Origin of the sequence: Leptospira kobayashii, from assembly GCF_003114835.2 — a bacterium.
Classification (GTDB): domain Bacteria; phylum Spirochaetota; class Leptospiria; order Leptospirales; family Leptospiraceae; genus Leptospira_A; species Leptospira_A kobayashii.
Genome location: NZ_AP025028.1, coordinates 2,450,553 through 2,470,765, shown reverse-complemented (window position 1 = coordinate 2,470,765; position 20,213 = coordinate 2,450,553). Strand labels below are relative to the sequence as shown.

At 40.7% G+C, this 20,213-nt stretch carries 18 protein-coding genes; 5 read left to right on the top strand and 13 right to left on the bottom strand.

The window, feature by feature from the left end:
• Positions 1 to 61 precede the first annotated feature (61 nt).
• From DI077_RS11095 to DI077_RS11080, 4 genes are read left to right on the top strand one after another with little or no spacing between them, the layout of a single operon-like run.
• Positions 62 to 2,077, top strand: coding sequence for an ATP-dependent helicase (locus DI077_RS11095; protein ID WP_109019325.1), 2,016 nt, complete (start codon positions 62 to 64; stop codon positions 2,075 to 2,077).
• Positions 2,077 to 2,769, top strand: coding sequence for a tetratricopeptide repeat protein (locus DI077_RS11090; RefSeq protein WP_109019326.1), 693 nt, complete (start codon positions 2,077 to 2,079; stop codon positions 2,767 to 2,769). Before DI077_RS11095 ends, DI077_RS11090 begins: the two co-directional genes overlap by 1 nt.
• 6 nt (positions 2,770 to 2,775) lie before the next feature.
• The gene (locus DI077_RS11085) at positions 2,776 to 4,959 is read left to right on the top strand and encodes an LIC_12586 family protein (RefSeq protein ID WP_242935169.1); all 2,184 of its coding nucleotides are present in this window, start codon (positions 2,776 to 2,778) and stop codon (positions 4,957 to 4,959) included.
• The gene (locus DI077_RS11080) at positions 4,956 to 5,333 is read left to right on the top strand and encodes a hypothetical protein (RefSeq protein ID WP_109019327.1); all 378 of its coding nucleotides are present in this window, start codon (positions 4,956 to 4,958) and stop codon (positions 5,331 to 5,333) included. The genes DI077_RS11085 and DI077_RS11080 overlap by 4 nt, the downstream gene beginning before the upstream one ends.
• A gap of 38 nt (positions 5,334 to 5,371) precedes the next feature.
• Here the strand turns inward: DI077_RS11080 and lpxB are convergent, their stop codons facing one another.
• The 13 genes from lpxB to DI077_RS11015 form a co-directional block, all read right to left on the bottom strand.
• The gene (lpxB, locus tag DI077_RS11075; protein ID WP_109019328.1) at positions 5,372 to 6,601 is read right to left on the bottom strand and encodes a lipid-A-disaccharide synthase; all 1,230 of its coding nucleotides are present in this window, start codon (positions 6,599 to 6,601) and stop codon (positions 5,372 to 5,374) included.
• Positions 6,570 to 7,427 (bottom strand): LpxI family protein, encoded by an 858-nt coding sequence (locus DI077_RS11070; protein ID WP_109019329.1) that lies wholly within the window; start codon positions 7,425 to 7,427, stop codon positions 6,570 to 6,572. The genes lpxB and DI077_RS11070 overlap by 32 nt, the downstream gene beginning before the upstream one ends.
• A gap of 10 nt (positions 7,428 to 7,437) precedes the next feature.
• Positions 7,438 to 7,755, bottom strand: coding sequence for an FmdB family zinc ribbon protein (locus tag DI077_RS11065; protein ID WP_109019330.1), 318 nt, complete (start codon positions 7,753 to 7,755; stop codon positions 7,438 to 7,440).
• Between the two features lie 14 nt (positions 7,756 to 7,769).
• A complete protein-coding gene (locus DI077_RS11060; protein WP_109019331.1) occupies positions 7,770 to 9,218 on the bottom strand; it encodes an SH3 domain-containing protein in 1,449 nt (482 codons plus the stop codon).
• A gap of 24 nt (positions 9,219 to 9,242) precedes the next feature.
• The gene (locus DI077_RS11055; protein ID WP_109019332.1) at positions 9,243 to 10,787 is read right to left on the bottom strand and encodes a TolC family protein; all 1,545 of its coding nucleotides are present in this window, start codon (positions 10,785 to 10,787) and stop codon (positions 9,243 to 9,245) included.
• A gap of 36 nt (positions 10,788 to 10,823) precedes the next feature.
• Entirely contained in the window at positions 10,824 to 11,714 is an 891-nt protein-coding gene (sucD, locus tag DI077_RS11050; RefSeq protein ID WP_109019333.1) for a succinate--CoA ligase subunit alpha, read from the bottom strand.
• A 9-nt stretch (positions 11,715 to 11,723) separates the two neighbouring features.
• Entirely contained in the window at positions 11,724 to 12,893 is a 1,170-nt protein-coding gene (gene sucC, locus DI077_RS11045; RefSeq protein ID WP_109019334.1) for an ADP-forming succinate--CoA ligase subunit beta, read from the bottom strand.
• Positions 12,894 to 13,292: 399 nt separating this feature from the next.
• On the bottom strand, positions 13,293 to 14,690 hold the full coding sequence (locus tag DI077_RS11040; protein ID WP_167837107.1) for an Lcl C-terminal domain-containing protein: 1,398 nt from the start codon (positions 14,688 to 14,690) through the stop codon (positions 13,293 to 13,295).
• 214 nt (positions 14,691 to 14,904) lie between these two features.
• A complete protein-coding gene (locus DI077_RS11035; protein ID WP_109019336.1) occupies positions 14,905 to 15,633 on the bottom strand; it encodes a S1 family peptidase in 729 nt (242 codons plus the stop codon).
• A 133-nt stretch (positions 15,634 to 15,766) separates the two neighbouring features.
• Positions 15,767 to 17,071, bottom strand: a complete 1,305-nt coding sequence (locus tag DI077_RS11030) for an NHL repeat-containing protein (protein ID WP_109019337.1) — start codon at positions 17,069 to 17,071, stop codon at positions 15,767 to 15,769.
• A 228-nt stretch (positions 17,072 to 17,299) separates the two neighbouring features.
• The gene (locus DI077_RS11025) at positions 17,300 to 17,713 is read right to left on the bottom strand and encodes a PaaI family thioesterase (RefSeq protein ID WP_109019338.1); all 414 of its coding nucleotides are present in this window, start codon (positions 17,711 to 17,713) and stop codon (positions 17,300 to 17,302) included.
• A 24-nt stretch (positions 17,714 to 17,737) separates the two neighbouring features.
• Positions 17,738 to 18,883, bottom strand: a complete 1,146-nt coding sequence (locus DI077_RS11020) for a hypothetical protein (protein WP_109019339.1) — start codon at positions 18,881 to 18,883, stop codon at positions 17,738 to 17,740.
• A gap of 127 nt (positions 18,884 to 19,010) precedes the next feature.
• Entirely contained in the window at positions 19,011 to 19,739 is a 729-nt protein-coding gene (locus DI077_RS11015; protein ID WP_109019340.1) for a hypothetical protein, read from the bottom strand.
• Between the two features lie 277 nt (positions 19,740 to 20,016).
• On the opposite strand from DI077_RS11015, the gene DI077_RS11010 reads away from it, so the two are divergent.
• Entirely contained in the window at positions 20,017 to 20,202 is a 186-nt protein-coding gene (locus DI077_RS11010) for a hypothetical protein (RefSeq protein ID WP_135354855.1), read from the top strand.
• Positions 20,203 to 20,213 lie beyond the last annotated feature (11 nt).

The window sequence follows — 20,213 nt, the reverse complement described above, 5'->3', positions numbered from 1 at the left end:
GTAGAACTTTGTACTTTTTCTGGATTATGTCCCTTACCCGGGCGACCTAAAGAAAAAGAATATGAAACTCAACCCCGCCCAAATGGAAGCAGTCAATACGATACAAGGTCCCCTCCTTGTATTTGCGGGAGCAGGTTCCGGAAAAACCAGGGTGATCACAAACAGGATCGCCCATATGATTCAAAATAAAGATATCTCCGCCGGAAAAATCGTAGCCCTTTCCTTTACTAATAAAAGTGCAAAGGAACTTGCGGAAAGACTTCGTAAAATGGTTCCTCGTGAAAAACTGAAAGGGATTATTCTTTCCACCTTTCACTCGTTAGGTCTCAGAATACTTAAGGAACATATTGCTAAACTCGGTTATCATGAAACTTTTTTGTTATTCAACGGAGGAGATCAAGAGTCCTTTGTTTCCGAACTTCTCAAAATCAAAAAAATAGATCCTAAAAAAGTTCCTCCGAAAGAAATTCTCAGAAGAATTTCCTATGCTAAAAATACGATGGGACTTTCGAGAAACGCTTCGCTCGATGTTTCGGAAGAGTTTAGCCTTGTAGCACAGGAATTGTTTCCTATGTACGAAGACGGACTAAAGGAAAAAAATGCAATCGACTTTGACGATTTGATTTTGCTTCCCAAAAGGATTCTGCAGGAGTTTCCGGAAGTTGCGGAAGCCTATCATAAAAAATACCAATACTTTCTTGTAGATGAGTTTCAAGATACAAATCAATTGCAGTATCAATTTTTATCATTGTTTCGGGGTGAAAGCGATAACCTCTGTGTGGTGGGAGACGACGATCAGAGTATTTATGCGTTTCGCGGATCAAATGTGGAACTCATTCTCAATTTTGAAAGAGAGTTCCCTCATGCAAAGATTGTCAGACTACTTGAAAATTACCGTTCTACAAGACCCATCATCGAAGCCGCGCATTCACTTATCAAAAACAACAAAGGCCGTAAGGAAAAACAACTTTTCAGTCGAATTCAATCCGATGACAATGTGGAGTATTACGAAACAGCGGATGAAAAAGAGGAAGCCATATTTGTTGCCAGTCGCATTCAGTCTGTGCTTATCAAAAACGAATTTCAGGGAAATGAGATTGCTATTTTGTTCCGTACCAATTTTCAATCGAGACCGTTTGAAGAAGAACTTAGAAATAGAAATATTCCTTATAAGGTAGTAGGCGGTTATAATTTTTTCGATCGTAAGGAAGTCAGGGATTGTATCTGTTACCTTCGTTATGTGGCAAACCCGAAAGACGACTATTCTCTTCTTCGTATCATCAATTATCCCAAACGGGGAATCGGTCCGACGACTGTAAATAAATTACAGGAAGAAGCATTCAGCAAAGGGATTTCCATCTTCGATGTTTTCCTGAAAATCGTAGAAGACGTTGATTATTTAACGGAAGTTAAAACCAAGGTGCGCCAGGAGATTTATCATTTCGTGGAACTTGTGGAAACCTTCAAAAAGAAATTTTCACTCTCTCCGAAACTGGCTCCTGTTTTGAAAGAAATGATCACTCAGATTGGTTTCGAAAGGGAGATTTCGATCGAGGAGTCCGACGAAAAAGTGTCCAAGGCACGGATTTTCAATCTGAGCGAACTTGTCAATATGCTCGCCTTCTTCGAAAATGAAGAAAGAGAGGAAAAACCGAAAATTTTCGACTTTTTGCAGCGCCTGGCGCTCATGATGGAGGACGAACCCAAGGAGGAGGAGAAGGACCGGAGGGTTCAACTGCTCACCATGCACCAGTCCAAGGGACTGGAATACGATTTAGTTTTTTTAGTTGGGTTGGAAGAGGGAATTTTACCGAACTCGCGTGTTATAGAAGAAGGAGAAGCTGTCGATGAAGAAAGAAGGCTTCTCTACGTGGGAATGACTCGGCCAAGGCGAAAATTATACTTGACCGCGGCCCGTTCCAGGCGTAAATTCGGAGAACAAATCGCGAGCGACCCGTCTCGATTTATAAAAGAGCTTTCCCGGGACGTGGTTCTCTATTTTCCATTGGAAAAAGAGGATCGGGAAGCGGAAACATTGAATTTCCTAGAGGAATTAGAGAAACTGAAGGTAGGCTAATGAAACGACTTTTCCCACTAACCCTGTTTATGGCGTTGGCGGTTGTGTTGAATTGTGCATCCACGGACGATTCCGTGCGCACGGTAGGGGGATATCCTAAGATCAACACAAGTTCCCATTTAGCTCAAATCGAATCCATCGACAAAGAGCTTAATAACTCCAATGCATCCGACGAAACAAGATCCAAACTTTATCTTACGAAAGGAAGACTTCTTTTAGAGCTTGGTAAATACGACGATTCTATTGGGACTTTGAATCAAATTTTTTCTTTAAAAAATGCAAATGCGAATAGCCCGGAATTGAATTTATATCTTGGAAGAGCTTATATTGGCAAAAACCAGTATGCAAAAGCGATCCAATACTTAAACCAATCCGAGAAATTAGACAAAACCTATAATCCTGAGCGCAAAAAACTGGTAGTTCAATCTTTGGTAGCGGAGAGGGAATATTATCCTGCACTCGCTGCTTTGACAAAAACCTACCACAAAGGCAATCAGAAGAAAGACGAGTTCTATTATGAAACAGCGGCAAAAACCTATTTAAAAATGGGATACGATTACAAAAACGCCGGGTTTTACCAAAAAGGACTCCAAGTGGCCAACTTAGGTCTGGAGGAGTTTCCTGAAAACGAAACTCTACGTTCCATCCAAAAAGAATGTATGGAAGTTCTTCAGCCGGAGGGAAAACTTTAATCTCCCTTGAAGTTTCCAATCGCCCTTCTATCTGAAGAAGATCTAAGGGCTTATTTCTCCATCTTCTTATCTATCCTTCGAAAGCATCAAAAAACCATTTATTCCTTCCTTGCGTTAGGGGGAGTATTCGTTTTACTTTCTTTGATCTATATCGGCTTTGAGTATTACCTCAAAACGAAACGTATCCCGTTGGTTTCCGTAAGAGCCATTGTAACGGAAACCATCAATAAAGAAATCGGGAAAGCAGTCGATTTGGGAGTTGTCGATTTTTCCCTCAGGGAAGGCCTTATCCTGGAAGATCTTGTGATTTCCAGAGAAGAAGATTTTTCATTCAATGCACATCTTTTAAAAGTAAAAAAAGTTACCTTTCGACTCTCGTCCTATTTCTCTAACACTCCTTATGTGGAGAGGATCGATTTTTTCAGCCCGAATTTGGTTTTGGAAAATGATGAGGAGTTGGAAAAAAAACTTATCGAATACTTTCAAAACACAAAGATCAAAGAAGTCGTTTTTCATAATACCAGGATCAATTATAAAAAGGGAAATTCCACTATTCTCGATTGGAGGGAAGGGTGGGATATTTCCTTTCGAAGGAAAAACGGCAAAATTCTCGTAAGTTATGATAACGGTTGGTTCTGGGTTCCTAATGCAACGCGCGTTAAAGGAGAAGGATACTTTACGGAAGGAAAATTCAGCGAATATAAATTTGAATTTTTCTGGAAGAACTATCCCTCGGAAGAAGCCCCTTTACTTGTAAACTACCTTTTCGGCACAAATGTACAATCTTCCGTTTTGTCGGGAGAAGCGATCACCGAAAAAACATCTGACGAAAGTTATGTGATCAAAGGTGAAGTAGAATACGAAAATACGAATTTTTATCTGCCGTGGATCAATTCCTACCTGGTCAAAGGTCTTCGTTTTAAGGAAAACTTTTTATTTCAGGAAAATAAAGAAACCCGCGAATACAGTTCCTATGATTTCCAGATTACGATCGAAGACATAGTGACATCCGGAAAAGAAATTCTTTTGCAGAAAAATATCCGATTCGATATAAGCGATTTGGAACCTCTCGCCGAACTATTGCAAGACTCTCAAACCGGAAATAAAGTTCCTCTTTCCGGTAAATTGAGAGGCAACTTGGAGATAAAGGAAACGGGAGAAAAGAATAAGTGGTTTAAGGTGGCTGGAGAAATCTCAGGCGATTCTTTGAGCTGGAATTCTCCCTTACTTCTGATCGGAAATGCAAATTTGAATTTGAAACTGACGGAAGGAAATAACCTGAACTTACAGGCGAAGGGTGAAGTTTTCGGTAAACCTACCAGCCTTGAACTTTTATCCCAGTTGGATTGGACCCGGCAGAAAAAAACGGACGGATCTTTTTATTATCCTCTTTATTCAAAATCAAAAGGGAATTTGCTGATTCAGGATCTTGTTGCAAACAATCTATCGGAGTTATTTCAGTCTTGGAAAAAAGAAACAAACGAAGAGATCAAAGAAAGACAGGAGAAATTGATTCCGGAAGAGTATTTTTATCAAAAAAAGATTTATAAATACTTTTTGGAATCCATGAATTTGGATTTGGGTTTGAAGATTTCTTCCTTTTATCCTTATGAGGGTGCGGCGGACCAAGGGGAAGCGAAAGGTAGTTTCGTCATTAAGGACGGTAGGCTGAGTTTTGTTTTCGGGCTGGAGAAATCAACATCCAAGTTAAACATCAGCTCTTATTTCGCTACAAAAACACCTAACTTTAGTTTTGCTTTGTTGCTGGATCGTTACCCTTGGAACGAATCCTGGATGAAGGTCTGCGGCTTGGAACTCAAACCCGGGATAGTCTCCATGGATTATTCGTTTGCGAGTCAGGGGAGTGATTATTACACTCTTTCCAAAGACGGTAGGATTAATTATTATTTGAAGTTGGAAAATGTCATTTGGGAAGGTGAGGAACTTTGGTTTAAAATGAATTTGCCGGACGCACTCTATAAAGAATCCTATACCATCGAATTCAATTTGGATCATTATTTCGAATCGGATTATGTTCGAAATCTTTCAGTCATTTCCACTTCTACGGATTTAAAAGGATACGGACAAAACAAATCCGGTTTTTTTCAGTATTCATTTTACGGGCTTATGGGAGAAAATAGAGGAAACTGGTCTTTTACGGAAGACGATACAAGGTGTGTGATCAAATGAATCGGATTTATCTATCAGCATTTTTATCCAAATATTCTCTATTTATCTTTTTCATTTTTCTTGCCGGTTTCCAGAACTGTTCCGAAAAATCCAGAGTTGCAGATACTCCTCCCGATCTTTCCACTCTACCGGATTTTTCAGGTAAGTGGCAATTGGAAGGAGAAGGAAACATTGTTGTCATTGACATAGACAAAGAGGCAAAGATCGCAAGTTTTGGTGAAGAAAAATTGGTTTTGGAAATGGATTCTTTAGGAGTTCGATTGCGCCCGGATGACAGAGAGAATGCGATCGGTTATTTTTTGTATTCGGAAATCAAAGACAAAACTTGGATCGGAACCTGGGATGATAGGGTCGTTCGTTTGACTCGTCTTTGATGTTAAAAGAATAGAATCAGCGGGGTCGAGCGGGCTTTTTAGGATTCTTCGGTGCCTAGCGAATCTATAAAATGAGAAATCTCTTTTGCTGCGAGTTTTCCTCCGTTGCTTGCTCCCAATTCCCTGTCTTTTGTTTCTTTCAGTAAACGTATCATTTTGTTTCTGAACTCGCTGTGATCCAGGATTCTTTTCGCTTCTTCAAAAATATATTTGGGTTTGCACTCATTTTGTGTGAGTTCTCTGCATACTTCCTGACCGGAAAGTATATTCGCAAGTCCTATGAACTTGGATTTCATAAGTAACGAACCGATAAAATAAGTGAATAAACTCACCTTATACAAAATAACCATCGGCTTTTCGAAATACAAACCTTCCAGAGTTGCGGTGCCAGATGCAATCAGTAACAAATCACTTGCATTCATTACTTTTAAAGATCCGTCCCAAACATAATGAATTTCTATCGAAGGCTCCTCTATTTTAATTTCGGCTAACTTCTGTTTAATGAAATCTTCCTGTTTGGAGTTGATATTGGGAAGTAGGAATACTATTTTTTTACCTTGAGCGGTTATATGTCTGTGCAATAAAACTGCTGTTCCGAGGATAGGATCGAGTAATTTTGTGATCTCTCCCGTCCTGGAACCAGGCAAGAGACCGACGACAAATCCTTCGTCCGTATGGGGTAGCCCCGTAGGCAAAGGACTTTCTTTTTTTAATTTTTCTGGGATTCTTTTTACGATCGGATGACCGACGAACTTCGCATTGACTCCGTATTCTTTGTAGATGGATTCCTCGAAACGAAACAATGTCAGCATCAGCTCAATGTGTTCTTTGATGAAAAAAATACGTTTAAACTTCCATGCCCAGATTTGAGGGGATACGTAAAATACAGAAGGGATTCCTATCTTTTTTAATTCCTTCGCCAAGCGCAGGTTAAATCCAGGATAGTCTATCAATATGGCGAGCTTTGTGTTTCTGTATTTTGCTTCTTCAACGATTTGAAACAGAACTCTTTTTAAAAAACTGTATTTTTTGATTGCTTCCGAAAATCCGATTACACTCAATGCTTCGATATCTTCTAGAGACTCGAACCCGTGTGCTTTCATGGAATCTCCTCCGATTCCATAATAGGAAAAACCCGGTTTCATGGATTTCAGTTCGCCTAATAAATCTCCGCCCAATAAGTCTCCGGAATGTTCTCCCGTTAGGATGAGGATGGAAGAATCGGAGGACTTTGGTTTAGAGTGGCTTGATTTTTTTTTGGCTACCATTGATTCCTTTTGTTTTGGAGGATCCGTACACTACAAAGTTTAATTTGGATTTTGTAGCGTAGTCTACAACTTCCTCCGGATTTACTACCAATGTTTCTCCTTCCCGGATACAAAGCGTTTTGCATCCGCTTTCTTTCATAATCTGTAGAGTATGGACTCCTACGGTCGGAAGGTCAAATCTTTCGTCTTGCTTTGATTTTGCGGATTTGCAAACAACGGCGGAACCTTTTTTTTTGGTATATTCCCCGCCTCGTCTGATGGTAACGTCTGTTCCTTCGACCGCTTCGACTGCAATGATGGACTCGTCACAAACAACGACTAGTTGTCCTATGTCCAGGTCTGCCATTTTTTCAGCATACATCATTCCGAATTCTATATCTTTGAGATCGGAGGAGCTGAACTTTTTGGGAGTGTATCTTCCTTCTTTTAAAAGCAAGGATTGCAGATATTTTTTTTGAGAGATGACTGTAACTCCCATCCTTTGGAATTCATCTGCGATTGCCAAAAAGATAGGGTAATCATTTCGGTTGATGGTTTTGGCTAAGATGGAAAGTGCTTTCAGATCGAACTTGAGTCCCTGAAATAAAAGATCTTTGCGAACCTTTCCAAGCATAAGCACCCGATCTACATTTTGTTTTTCAATCGTTTTTAGAATTTTCCCTACTTGAGTGATATGAACCGGAATGGTTCTGGATTCGTGGCTTCTAGGTGAAAAATCGGATTCTTTGAGTCCGAGGAAGATAACATCTTCGCCTGCCGCAATCGCTTCCGACATACCTACGTGCGGTAATTCCCCGCCTCCTGCGATGATGGCTAACTTACCCATTGATCGTCAGTTAGTTGGTAGCTGCTGGTTTTGTTTCGGCTGTGTTTGTCGGATTGGAAGCGGAAGGTTCCGATTTGGGAGCGGATTCCGCACTCGGTGCTGCTTGAACCGGTCCGGTACTCTCAGTAGGTCTTTTGGAAGATTCTTTTTTATAATCCGTAACGTAGAATCCTGTTCCCTTGAAAATAATTCCGCCCGTACTCGTAATCATTCTTTCCGCAGTCTCGGCACCACATAATATGCATTTTGTGATCGGATCATCCTTCATCGACTGCACATATTCGAATTGTTTTCCGCAAGTTTTGCAATTGTAATCGTAAGTTGCCATTTTGCTCCTGATAATTAATGAACACCGGTTCTGATTTCGAATAATATAACTTTTTCCCGATTGGGAGAAATCGCTTGGGGAAGGCATACTTCCCAAGAATCATTTCCCTGTTTTAGGGAAGACTCATCCATCGGAGAGGAATCTATCTTTTGAAGTAGGACAGTATTTCTCCTCCAAAGACTTGCCAAAAGTTTGTTCCCTTTCCGGGATTCAATGTGCAATGACAAATTCTCTCTTCCGTTTCTATCGTCCAGGATATATCTGTTTTTACCAATCGAAATTGATTCTTTGTCTGCATGAATGGAATAGGCGGGATGGCTGATCCCCGAAGATACCAGGCGGATTTCAAATAAGGGAATATTTGTTTGTGAGTCGGTCGGCTTGTAAGAAAACTCAAAATAGTTTTTTTCGCCCTCAATCTTTTTGCAGATCAATTCCCATTTGTCGGTTTTAGATCCGAAGAGAACAAATCCCGGTTTTCCGGAATCAACTTCTCTTTCTCTGGGAATGTATTTTCCGTAAAAACCGGAAGGAATTTTTTCGCCGGTCCAACCTTCAAAATCGATTCTGGTTTCGTCTTCAATTGATTTGAATCGTTTTTGAAACTCGCCAACATAACTTTGATTAGGTTCTTCTTTTGATAAAAATCCTGAAAATAACCAGGCGGATTTTCCCAAGCCGGGAAAATAACATTGAACCCAATGTCCTGTTTTGCCGGCCAAAGTTTCTTCCGTATTGTCTTTTTCGAAACAGAAAGTTGTTTCGGGATTGCTGACTTTTCCAACTTCCTTGTTTTCTTTGCCGGGACCGCTTCTCAAATTTACGTTCTTTCCATTTACGGAATAATAATTTTCAAAAAATAAGGAAGTAGTGGAGGTACTTAGCAAATGAAGGGTTTGCAAAAGAAATCCTGTTTCTATTTCGCCGATGGAATCGAAAGGGTAACGAAGGATATTTGCGAGCGCTTCGCCGTAAGTTTGTTCCAATCCTCTGGGATCTTCTAAAATCAAGAGAAGCAGATAATAGGCCGCTTTGTCCTTGGGAATCATTTTTGAAAACGAAGAGACTTTGGTAACAAGAGCTCTTTTATGATAAGTGCTATGTTTCTTTAACAAAGGAAAATACGGATCTTCGATATGATTGTAGATTCCAAGACCGGTTTCCCATTCTATGACTTTGATCTTGGGAATTTTTTTTAAAAAACTCAAAACGGCATCTCTGTCTTTCGAGTCGTTTGCCTTTCTTTCCAATCGCGAGATGGATTCCGAGAGTAGGGCGAGAACACCTTCCGAATCGACGGAAAGATCTTCTTTGTAAAGATCGATCACTTCTTCGTATTGTTTTTCGGAAAAGTAGGCGTAGGCTTTGTCTTCCTTCTCACGAAAATCTACAAATGCATAGATGAGAAGGAAGGTAAGTAAAAGAAAAGTTCCTAAAGCGAAAAAAACACGGGACCTAATCACAATGAATAGTTCCCCCCTTTTCTTTTATTTTTGGAATCCTTCCGGAAGTAGTCGGGCGCGATCCACTCCGTATTCTTCAAAGAGAGCGTTTTTTGAAACATAATAGCGATGTAAGTTGATGTTGAAATCCACTTTTGCACGAACGAGTGCTAGTTGGTCTTGCACCAATGTGTCCAATGAATTTTTAACGGTAAGTGCATTGAATCTTCCTTGTTGGAAGGATCTTAGAACACCTGCGTAATACTTTTTTGCTTCATCTTCCGTCTTTTTGGCATTTTCCATTACTTTATAAGAAGCTTTTAAAATATCGATTCTAGTTCTTACGTCATCGGCTACGGATTTTGTCAGGTCTTCTTCTTCCAATCCAACCTGTCTTTTTTGAATCTCCGCATCACGTAAACCGGCTTTGACACCTGTGTCTCCGATCGGGTAACTCATGTCGATTGAACCTTGCATCACAGGATAAGATCCGGTAAACACACCGTTTTTATCTGCTGTGTAATTAGTAGATCCGCCTTGTAGGTTCTGCGCTTGGTATCCGTAAGTACCTGCCGCCTTCAAAGTAGGCAACGCATCGTTTTTGGCATTTTTTAGTGCTAGTTCCGCATTTTCTTTTTTGCGGGCGATGCTTTTGAAATCAGCTCTATGCAAATAAGCATAATTGATATCGGTTTCATAATTGATATTGGGAGGAAGTTCTTCGGAAAGAGGAGTTGTCTTAGAAAAAACAGTAGTTTCGGGAAGATTGAGTGATCGAATTAATTTTCTTTTTGCTTCTTCTCTTTCCGCTTCTGCTTGAGCCATCTGTCCTTCCACTTGTGCGAGAAGCGCATTCCATTGATTGACTTCAAAGGACTCAGAGAGACCTAATCCTTGTTTGCGGATAGTTAGGTCTCTTACCGTTTTTGTATTTTTTAAAAGTTGTTCGAATGTTTGGTAACTGGAATCTTTTACATTATAATTCCAATAGTCAACGAGTGCATTGATTACCTTTTGGGAAACTTGTTCTTCCAATTGGTCTTTGAGGATCAAAGACTGGTTTTCAAGCATGGTCTCCACATTTCTTTCTTTGTAACCGAATGCGTTCTTCAGCAAATCTTGCGAAATGGTCACGTTGATGGAATCGGTAAAAAGAGGAGGAATTCCCAATGCTCCGAATCCGGCAGGAGTTTTCAAAGGATCTTCGAATGCGTTCGAGTCAAATCTGGTTTGTTTTGCTTCGAGCTTGAAATAAGTTCCTGTAGTAAAAAGTTTATCAATCCCCGCAGAATAGTTGTTTGTTTGGGTTTTTGTTCCTGTGAACAAATTGTTTTGGTTATAAGGAAATCTATTTTGTTGAATGTCGGTCCCGGCTAACGCTCTCCAGGAATATTTACCTTCGTTCTTCAAATAATCCGTATCCGATTTTGCAAGTTCCAGTCTGGCTCGCATCACATCACGGTTGTTATCTATTGCATAACGAACTGCATCTTTTAAGTTGAGTTCGAAATTTTTATCCGACTCTGCAGCGAGCAAAGCCAAGGATGAGAGAGTCAAAAAAAGAACTGAAATTGCTGAACGACGTTCCATATATACTAGTTTGACTCTCTCCCTTAAAAAATCGCTCTATTTTCCTAGAGCAGCCTTCATTTTTTCACCTACTTCTCCGATATGCGCGCAAATGCTCACACCCGCGTCTTTCATTGCGGCAATCTTGGAAGTTGCAGTTCCCATTCCCCCGGAAATGATGGCACCTGCGTGCCCCATTCTTTTGCCAGGAGGAGCAGTTTGACCTGCGATGAATCCCACAACCGGCTTTTTCACGTGAGCTTTGATATAAGCTGCAGCTTCTTCTTCGGAAGTTCCGCCGATTTCGCCGATCATCACGATTCCCTCAGTGTCCGGATCTTCGTTCAAAAGGCGAACTGCTTCGGTATGATTCATTCCCGGAACTGGGTCTCCTCCGATACCGATACATGTGGATTGACCGAGTCCTGCTGCAGTGAGTGCTGCTACGGATTCGTAAGTCAAAGTTCCGGAACGGGAAACGATTCCGATTTTACCAGGGTTGTGGATAAATCCGGGCATAATCCCCATTTTCACTTTGTGAAACGGATTGATGACTCCTGGGCAGTTTGGTCCTACCAGCTTTGTCTTAGAGTTACGAAGAACGCTGTAAACTTTAAGCATGTCGTGAGTAGGAATTCCTTCCGTAATACATACCACAAGAGGGATCTCGGCAAAAATGCCTTCCAAAATGGCGTCAGCGGCAAACGGAGGCGGAACAAAGATGATTGCAGCATTGGCTCCGTCTTCTTTCATCGCGTCTTTGATTGTGTTACGAACAGGAACGGACTTGCCGGTTTCAGAAGTCCAAGTTTGGCCACCTTTTCCGGGAGTCACTCCCGCAACAACTTTGGTGCCATAATCTAACATCTGTGTTGCGTGGAAAGTTCCTTCTTTACCGGTAATCCCTTGGACTACCACTTTTGTATTAGCATCTACTAAAACAGTCATATCTTCTCCCTACTTCCCTATGAGCGAAACGATCTTGTCGGCCGCATCACGGAGTCCTTCCACTCCTACGATATTGAGTCCTGATTCGTTCAGGATCTTTTTACCTTCTTCCGCGTTGGTTCCTTTCAATCGAACGACAACTGGAACATGGATGTTTACTTTTTTTGCAGCTTCGATCACACCGTTTGCCACTCGATCGCAACGAACGATTCCACCGAAAATATTTACAAAAATACCTTTTACGTTCGGGTCGGATAAGATCAGACGGAAACCGTTTTCTACCGTTACAGGGTTCGCTCCGCCTCCCACGTCCAGGAAGTTAGCCGGTTCTGCACCCGCTAATTTTACTATATCCATAGTCGCCATAGCAAGACCCGCACCGTTTACCATACAACCGATGTTTCCATCGAGTTTTACGTAGTTTAGGTTGAATTCTTTCGCTTTTACTTCGTAAGGATCTTCTTCCGTAACGTCGCGGTAAGCTTCGTTTTCGGTGTGTCTGTAAAGTGCGTTTTCATCCAGATCCATCTTGCAGTCACCTGCAACGATTTCATTTCCTTTGGTAAGGATCAGAGGGTTGATTTCAAGTAGCGCCGCATCTTCTTTGATATAAGCGTTGTAAATGGAATTTACAAGACTAGTGAAGGATTTTTGAGCTTCCGTAGGAATTCCCAATGCAAATGCAAGTTCTCTGATTTGAGAACCTTGAACACCGATACCCGGATCGATTTGGATTTTGATGATTTTTTCCGGATGGGTTTCCGCAACTTCTTCAATCTCCATACCACCTTCGGTGGATGCCATAATGATTGTTTTGCGGAATGCTCTGTCCAGAAGAATAGAAATATAATATTCTTTTGCGATGTCGATTCCTTGTTCCAGGTAAACCTTAAGGACTTTTTTTCCTTCCGGACCGGTTTGAGGAGTGATGAGTTGCATACCTAAGATTTTGTCTACGGCTGCTTTCGCATCGTCTTTGGTTTTGGTAACTTTTACACCGCCACCTTTTCCACGCCCACCGGCATGGATCTGCGCTTTCACCACCACTACGGGTGATTTTTGAACTACTTCATTGTATGCTTTTTCCCAGTCAGCGGCATTATCGATGACTTTTCCGAAGGGAACGTTAGCATTATGTCTACGTAGGATTTCTTTTGCCTGGTATTCGTGGACTTTCATGGATTTCCTTGTCTCATTTGTGGAATCTAGCGTGCTAGCACTAGGTAACTTGGTTAAAAGTCGAATCTAAGGGCAGATTGTCAAGGCAGAAGATGGGGGAAAATCTGAGGAAAGATACTGTGAAAGGAATGGGCATCCGAGTTTGGGTGAATTGGCAAAAACAGTGAATCAAATTCAGGTTTTGTTCTGCCGGGTGAATAGATTAACGAGTGTAATTTGTGAAGTTAAGGGTTGGTTTTGGTTTAGGACGGATTTCCCCGCCCTGATCTGGGTGGGGTTAACCACCCGCCACCCAATGAGTTTCCTTTAGCATGAATTAGGCGGATTTGCAAGCTGGTTTTGTATTTCCGAAAATTTATTTGAAATAAGTTCGCCTTTTTGCCAAAGAAAAGTGGTTTTCTAAAAAGAAGAAACGCAACGGGTAAACAGTGTATTTGTAGATTTTAACATATAGGAATGTTCTCCCGCACCAAACCCTACGAACCATGCATTGGTCGGAGCTGTTACGGTTGTTGATGAAGTCCAATAATAATTGCCGGTACTCGTATTTGGAAAGTAAGTTGGATTGACGGTTGCAGGATCGGGTGTTCTGTAAAAATCCACAAGACTTTCCAATTCCCTTGCATTGGGGAGTCTCCAGGTTCTTCCTGCAAGACTTAAGGAATTGCAGGTATTCATTGCAGTCAACCAATTGGAAGGAGTTGCACTTCCTCCCGTACAATTTGTAACATTGGAAAATCCTACGGAACATTTTTGCCACACTAAGGAAGTGTTCAAATCGGTAACAGTTCCATTCTGGTTGTCTAAAAGTCTTTTGGTCGAATCGAAGGTATTTGTAACACACCTTAGATAATGTCCGTCCGTAAATGATCCCGCTCCGTATGCCCCTTCTATTAAAGTCGGATACCAGGTGTTACCCGGTGAGTTCGGGGGAATGGTATTCGTTTTATAATTGTATGAAATTGTTTGAGGGAAATACGCCGAAAAAACAGGAGGATTACTTACCGCGAGATTAATTATATGCGGATATTCTTCCCGTTCGGGAACCCTCCATCCTTTTAAATTAGCATACCCGGCTCCTGAGTTGGCGGAATCCAAACTGCTACAAGCGGCTTGAGCAGTGCTTAAAGTATATGTGTTGGCAGAGCCGGTAAGACAGTTGATATCCGATTGACCCATATTGCAGCTTGTCCATGTAAGTCCTGTTATATTGTCTTTGGTAATCGTATCGGAACCGACCAGTGTCGGCCCGGTAAAATCGCGGGTTGTTCCTATTCTTAGAGAACCATCTTGGCCTACCGGGCTTGTACAAGTAGGATCGGAAGTACCGGAGCTATCCCAGCAGCTTGTGATATTGGTCGTAAAGGGAAGCTTTCCCATAAACTTAGGAGTGAAAGTGCAGGAAGCGGTTCCGAGGGAATTGGAAGCTGTAATTGTGTAGTCTTTGAAAAAGCCCTTGTATGCCGTGTAAGAGCCTGTAATCTTTCCGGAGGATTTGTCCAATGTAAGCCCGGCGGGAAGATCGGAGCTTATGGAATAATTGAGTTCCGTTCCGTTCGTTGTAACTTGCATGGAAACGGAACTGCCGTTTACAATCGGAACTGAATCCGATGGGCATTGAAACTGAGTGGCTGCTACTATAACTTTGTTGCTTAGGGAAGAAGAAGCCTTTCCGCAAAAAACACTATTATCTCCTAACAGTGTTCTTAGTAAGATGGTGGATTTGTTTTTTTCTCCGAATGGATCGCATTCGTCATCCATCGAAGGTTTGCAAAACAAAATCGTGAGTAAAACCATAATGAATAAATATGTTTTTCTACTCTTAAAACCCTTATGGCCCCGAATCATAAAATAGAAGCTAAAAAAAAGATTCTTCCCAAGAAAGCAAAATATATAATTTTTTGACAAAATTAAAATTGGCAATCACTCAAATGAGTAGTTCGTTCCGCATGGTATTTTTTGGATTTTTGGAGCCCGAAAAAGCATAAAGTTTAAGCAGTCTGCAATTTTATCAGTCCGTTAGCTTCATTAACACGTCTGCATACCAAGCACAGTTCAAATTCAATCTTTCATCCTCACTTGCATCTCTTGTACTTACATCCATTCTAGACGTATGGATGCCGATAAGACTCCAGTCAAAATCTCCTCTTTTAGAAACTCCCGAATGGGTTTTCACAACCACCGGAGCTCCGCTGGAACCTCTATGCATTTGCGCATCGGTTAAAAAATAACCGTGACCTTGGAAGCGAATTCCAAAAGAGGAAGAGATGAGTGCTTGTCTTGCCACAGGAAGTTTATGAAGAGTGTCATAAAATCCCAAAGGAAATCCTACGATCACGGCCGAAGTACCGACTTCGATTTGATCCAGTTGTTTGATCAGGTGGTTGACCGTAAAAGCACGCAAGAAAGTAGTTTCTCCCAATGCTTTTCTATCCAATTCAATCACACATACGTCCACGGCTCCGCCTGAATCGTATCCTTCTTTCCAAACAGGTTTGCCGTTTTTATAAAGAGGTATGGAGAAATCGGTGGTAATCGTTATGTTCTGGCGATCTATATGAAGGTTGATGAGTAGTGAGTTGGGTTCGTGGTTTGTTTGTTTGTCGAATACCACATGTCTTGCTGTAACTAGATATAGGCGATTTTCTCTTTCAAAGAAAAATCCAGTGGCTTTGGTAAGTTCCGCCTGATTGAATTTTGTCGTAATGCTGGTGAGCGCTAATAATAAGGGTTCTATCAAGTATGTTTTGCCTTCTTTGCAATATTTATGAAAGCGAAGGAAAAAGGCAAGAATAGAGTTTTGTTTTTAGAATTTGTTTTATTACCTTTTTTCTTTCGACAATATGTGTATTTTATAATCAGAGAGCCGTATTTTACTGTTTATTCCAATAATAGGAAAGACGAATGGAGTCGCAAAAACTACCGACTGACTTCGTATCTATATAATAATAATTATCTATATTATGAGGAGCGAGATAAATTTTCCCGTCGGAGGCAAGCGCTCCTCCCCGAAATGTAGTGTTTGTCGGTGAATTGGGATTGGTTCCGAAATTAGTTATAGTATCGTTTGCAGTATCAATATATGTGAAAGTAGCGTTATTATAAGGTATCAGATAAATTCTTCCGTTCGGGGCAAGAACGTTTCCGTTGAATTTTCCGGAAGGGGATGATGACAATGGGGTTTCGAAATCAACTACAGTGTTATTGTTCGTATCTATATATCTGAATTGAGTTTCGTCATACGGAGTGAGATATATTTTCCCATTTGGTGCTAAGGTGGCGTTGATGTATTTGTTTGCATTGGGAAGGGTAGGTCCGATCGAATGAATCGTATCATCCTTTGTATCAATGTATTGAACGGAATTGCTACCGAAAGGAATAAGATAAATGAAACCGTTGGATGCCAAAACTCCTGCAGAAAAACTCCCGGCCACTGTTGTTGCGATTCTTCCGATTGAATTGTCCTTTGTGTCAATGTAACGGACATACGGTTCGGAGTTTGGAACAAAATAAATCTTTCCGTTCGGTGCTGACACAGAACCGCTGTAAGCTTGCGATCCGATTCCTAAATTGGTATCAGTTCCATAATTTTCAATAGAGTTATCGTTCGTATTGATCGACCTGAACACATTGTCCTGATGAGGTGCCAAATAGATTTTTCCGCCCGTCCCTAAAGATCCTCCTATGGAAGCCGCATATGCAGGAGTTGAACCGAATGCGTTAGGAATACCCGTAGATGAATCCAATTCATGGTATTTCGAACTTGCATAAGGAAGGAAATAGATCTTTCCGTTCGGAGATGCGATCCCTCCTTGGAATGCTTCCGAGGAACTTCCCCCCAAAACAGATGTTACAGAAGAACTGAATTGAACGACTGCTTCCGAACCGTTCACACCTTTTGCAATTTGCAGATTCATTTCTTTTTTTACAATTTCCCAATGTGCGGCATCGGCAATTTGGGTGTAACTTAAGTTACATGCTTTGGTCTCGGAAGAAGTAGAAGTTTGGGAAGTATTTCTTTTGTTCCAACAAAGGGAACTATGGTCTTCGAGAATGTCTTTGAGCAAAATCAAACTCAAAAATTTCGTTTGAGTTGTGTCGCATGCATTGGAAGAGGGGAGTCGGATACAACCCGGGAAGATAAGTAGAAATAAAAAAAAGAAAATATACCGCGTCATAAAACCTTTTAGACAAAACTATGCTGTCGAAAAAACACTAGTCTTCGGACTGAACGAGTTGAGGGGCTAAAAACAATAAATCGTTGTTTTGCGCTGGTCCCAACGGAAATCAGTTCGAATATTTGAACAAAAAGAATGAGCGGATGTTTATATTTGTGGCCAGTATTGGATAGAGTGCGGGAAAGTAAAATATATATTTTATAGTTTTGTGTTTTTTGCCGGCTTCTTTTATTTTAAAATAGCAATCCAGATTTCTTCCAAAGTCGCGACGATAGTTCCTGCTTCGTTTTTTGCTTCAGAGCAGATGATGTATTTTCTTTTGTCTTTTTCTTTCAGCCAGGTTCTTATCTTTATTTTTTCTTCCGATACAGGGGCTAAATAACGTATAGTAGCGGTTCCCGTCGCTCCGTATCTATAAATATCTTCCAGTATATAATGGATAAAAGCTCCCTGACTGGAATCCATCACTGTATAAAGCGCACCTCCGTGCAGGATTCCGTTCGGATTAAAATGTTCCGAAGAAGCAATGTATTCATACAGACATTCTTCCTTAGAAACAGAAATACATTTCGATCGGAATAGACCACCTAACTTATCATTCGTTTCGAAATGTCTAATGTAATCCAGAGTATTTTTTTCCATAGATCGTTTTCAGACGAAAATATTTTAACCTTCTTTTTTCACAGGAACGAAAGTTCTGCAGGATCCCTTTGTTTTGCAAAATTGTTTTTCCACCATATAGGAGATGACTGCCTGAATCCTTTGTGTATAAATCGGCCATGCAAAATAATGATCTTCTCTCCAAAGCGGGAAGGTTATATTTCCGGGGATATAACTGTCTGCGAGTAGAGTCAGTCCGTCACTCGGACCCAGATGGCGGATCTCTTCGAAATAAGGTCTGGCTCTTTCGGTAACATGTCTGTCTAGAGGAACACCCATGATATTGACTAATAGAATATGATCCGGTTTTTCCAATTCACCTGCTACGGGAGAATTGTCTCCACCCTGCATATCGATGAAGCCCTGCCAATTGTAACCTTTGGTCCAGAAATAAAATTTGCCTTCCGTGCGATAACGCCAGTTATTTAATATGGCATTGATTGCAAATGTGCCTTTGTTCAATCCGCCTATGTTGTACCAAGCCCGGATCGTTTTGAAAAAAGGTTCCTTCCCGCAAATCTGCATGGCTTTCTTTACATCACTGCTGCCTTTGCTGAGAGAAGCCAGTATAACACCGCTTATTTCCTTGTTTTCACTCAATTCTTTTATATAGGAACATAAGAACTTACCATTGTCTTCTATGGTTCCTGTTTGATCGATCGGTACTATCGTTTCTTTGATTCCCAAATCGGCAGCGATCGTTCTTAGTAATTTTCCATCGGTCCCCAGGTTGGGATTGTCTTTATAGAACATTCCCGGTACGAATGCAAAGAGAATTTTTTCCTTTTCATAATTGGGAAATTTTCCTATATACTCTCTTTCTTTTTTTACAACATAATCCAAAAAGGATTTTGACAACGGGTCGTTGATCGCTCTGTGGTAAAACAAAGAAGCTGCACGATCTACGTCTCCCGAATCTTGCGCCACTTTTTGCAGCACCTCTCGGGTAAGATCGGCTAACTTCGGATATTCTTTCGTTTTGGCAGCAAAATCAAGCTGAGCTTCTTCATCGTCACATATATTTTCAATATAATATTTGTTTTTTAAACAACTGAGGCTACTCTTCGGCCCGTTGGTAAGTGAAACATTTTTATCAATATGGCATTGGGTTAGGAAAATCAGTAAAAGCGAGATCGTATATTTTGATTTCATAGTTTAAAAAGTAGGGAATATCCAAGCCTTTTTAGGATTTTGGACTCGGTCTACTAAAAATCATATGAATCCCGATTCCATGTTCGGGAATTTTAAATCTTTTTAGGGATCGAAACTTTTTGATCAGCTATTGCATTTCCGAAAGGACCGCACTTCTCGTTTGAAATTTTTTTCCTTCGGGAGTAATGGTCGGGAAAAATCCCTCTTCCGTTTCTTTTTCCCTTGCCAAAGTTTTTATTTTTTGAATCTGGATATAACATTTTTCCATAAACAATTGATGTCCGCATCCGAGCATGTGGTATCCTTCATGGACCAATGTGGATTCGGGGCTTGTGAATAATATCTGTAAGGTGGAGATGTATTTGGATTTGATATATCCTCTCGAATGGGTTTTCGAATCGACTGCACCATGGATTTCCAGTTTCAAACCCACTCCCAGAAAAATTCCTAGAGTGAAAAACTCGTAAACTATATCTCCTATGGTTCTACCTTTCAGATAAAGAATCCGATCACACCCAGGTTCCAACTCCAAATCATAAAGATAAGAAAAGATAGCTCCTCCCGTAAATCCGGGTCTTGCCATTTTCCGATAAATCAAAGGAATAACTTTCAAAGAATATAAATTCAACTCCTCGTTCCAATAATCGAATAACTTGTTTGTTTCTTCTTCCGAAACCCCTGTTTCCAGGATGGTGCAGATTTTGATTTCCGCAGGAGGACCGAAGTTGATAGCGGCTCTTTGGGAATCACTGTGAAAACCGACTGTTGTACAATGGTTTAGAACCATTAACCATAAGAATAAGGATCTTTTTCCAAATCGAAAACAGAGAGATAAGTAGGATCGGTAAAAAGACATATTATGAATCTAAGTTTGTTTTGGTTTTTTCCAAATCAATTCTTTATTGTTTTGTCTTCAAGTTCGGTTATTCTCTTGATAAGGTAAAAGATATCAGAGTGGAACCAAACTCGCGTATTACGTCCGATTTTATTAGAATCATTCTAGTTAAAAGCAACTAAACATTCTTAAACGGTGTATGGGTTTTTAAGTTTTGTAATCGATTTGAAACATGGACTGGTTCAAAAAAAAATTTTTCGATTGCTATTGCTCTTCCCAAGTGCCAGACTTCGTTACAATGAAAAAACTAATCACCTCCACTCTAATTGTTTGTGTGATCACTCTGGGATCTTTGATGGCTCAAACTGCTCCGAAGGAGACGCCTAAAAAAGATGCGCCTAAAGAAACTCCGAAAGAAGCTCCTAAAAAAGAAGCTGCCAAGGACGCACACAAGGATGCTTCGAAAGAAGCTCCTAAAAAATAATTCAAATTCTC

What these genes read in the sequence shown, in the direction of transcription:
- DI077_RS11095 (WP_109019325.1), top strand. Translation starts at nt 62, where the DNA reads ATGAAACTCAACCCCGCCCAAATGGAAGCAGTCAATACGATACAAGGT.
- DI077_RS11055 (WP_109019332.1), bottom strand. Translation starts at nt 10,787, where the DNA reads ATGGAACGTCGTTCAGCAATTTCAGTTCTTTTTTTGACTCTCTCATCC.
- DI077_RS11040 (WP_167837107.1), bottom strand. Translation starts at nt 14,690, where the DNA reads ATGGTTTTACTCACGATTTTGTTTTGCAAACCTTCGATGGATGACGAA.
- DI077_RS11030 (WP_109019337.1), bottom strand. Translation starts at nt 17,071, where the DNA reads ATGACGCGGTATATTTTCTTTTTTTTATTTCTACTTATCTTCCCGGGT.
- DI077_RS11065 (WP_109019330.1), bottom strand. Translation starts at nt 7,755, where the DNA reads ATGGCAACTTACGATTACAATTGCAAAACTTGCGGAAAACAATTCGAA.
- DI077_RS11020 (WP_109019339.1), bottom strand. Translation starts at nt 18,883, where the DNA reads ATGAAATCAAAATATACGATCTCGCTTTTACTGATTTTCCTAACCCAA.
- DI077_RS11080 (WP_109019327.1), top strand. Translation starts at nt 4,956, where the DNA reads ATGAATCGGATTTATCTATCAGCATTTTTATCCAAATATTCTCTATTT.
- DI077_RS11025 (WP_109019338.1), bottom strand. Translation starts at nt 17,713, where the DNA reads ATGGAAAAAAATACTCTGGATTACATTAGACATTTCGAAACGAATGAT.
- DI077_RS11015 (WP_109019340.1), bottom strand. Translation starts at nt 19,739, where the DNA reads ATGTCTTTTTACCGATCCTACTTATCTCTCTGTTTTCGATTTGGAAAA.
- DI077_RS11070 (WP_109019329.1), bottom strand. Translation starts at nt 7,427, where the DNA reads ATGGGTAAGTTAGCCATCATCGCAGGAGGCGGGGAATTACCGCACGTA.
- DI077_RS11010 (WP_135354855.1), top strand. Translation starts at nt 20,017, where the DNA reads ATGAAAAAACTAATCACCTCCACTCTAATTGTTTGTGTGATCACTCTG.
- sucD (WP_109019333.1), bottom strand. Translation starts at nt 11,714, where the DNA reads ATGACTGTTTTAGTAGATGCTAATACAAAAGTGGTAGTCCAAGGGATT.
- lpxB (WP_109019328.1), bottom strand. Translation starts at nt 6,601, where the DNA reads ATGGTAGCCAAAAAAAAATCAAGCCACTCTAAACCAAAGTCCTCCGAT.
- DI077_RS11090 (WP_109019326.1), top strand. Translation starts at nt 2,077, where the DNA reads ATGAAACGACTTTTCCCACTAACCCTGTTTATGGCGTTGGCGGTTGTG.
- sucC (WP_109019334.1), bottom strand. Translation starts at nt 12,893, where the DNA reads ATGAAAGTCCACGAATACCAGGCAAAAGAAATCCTACGTAGACATAAT.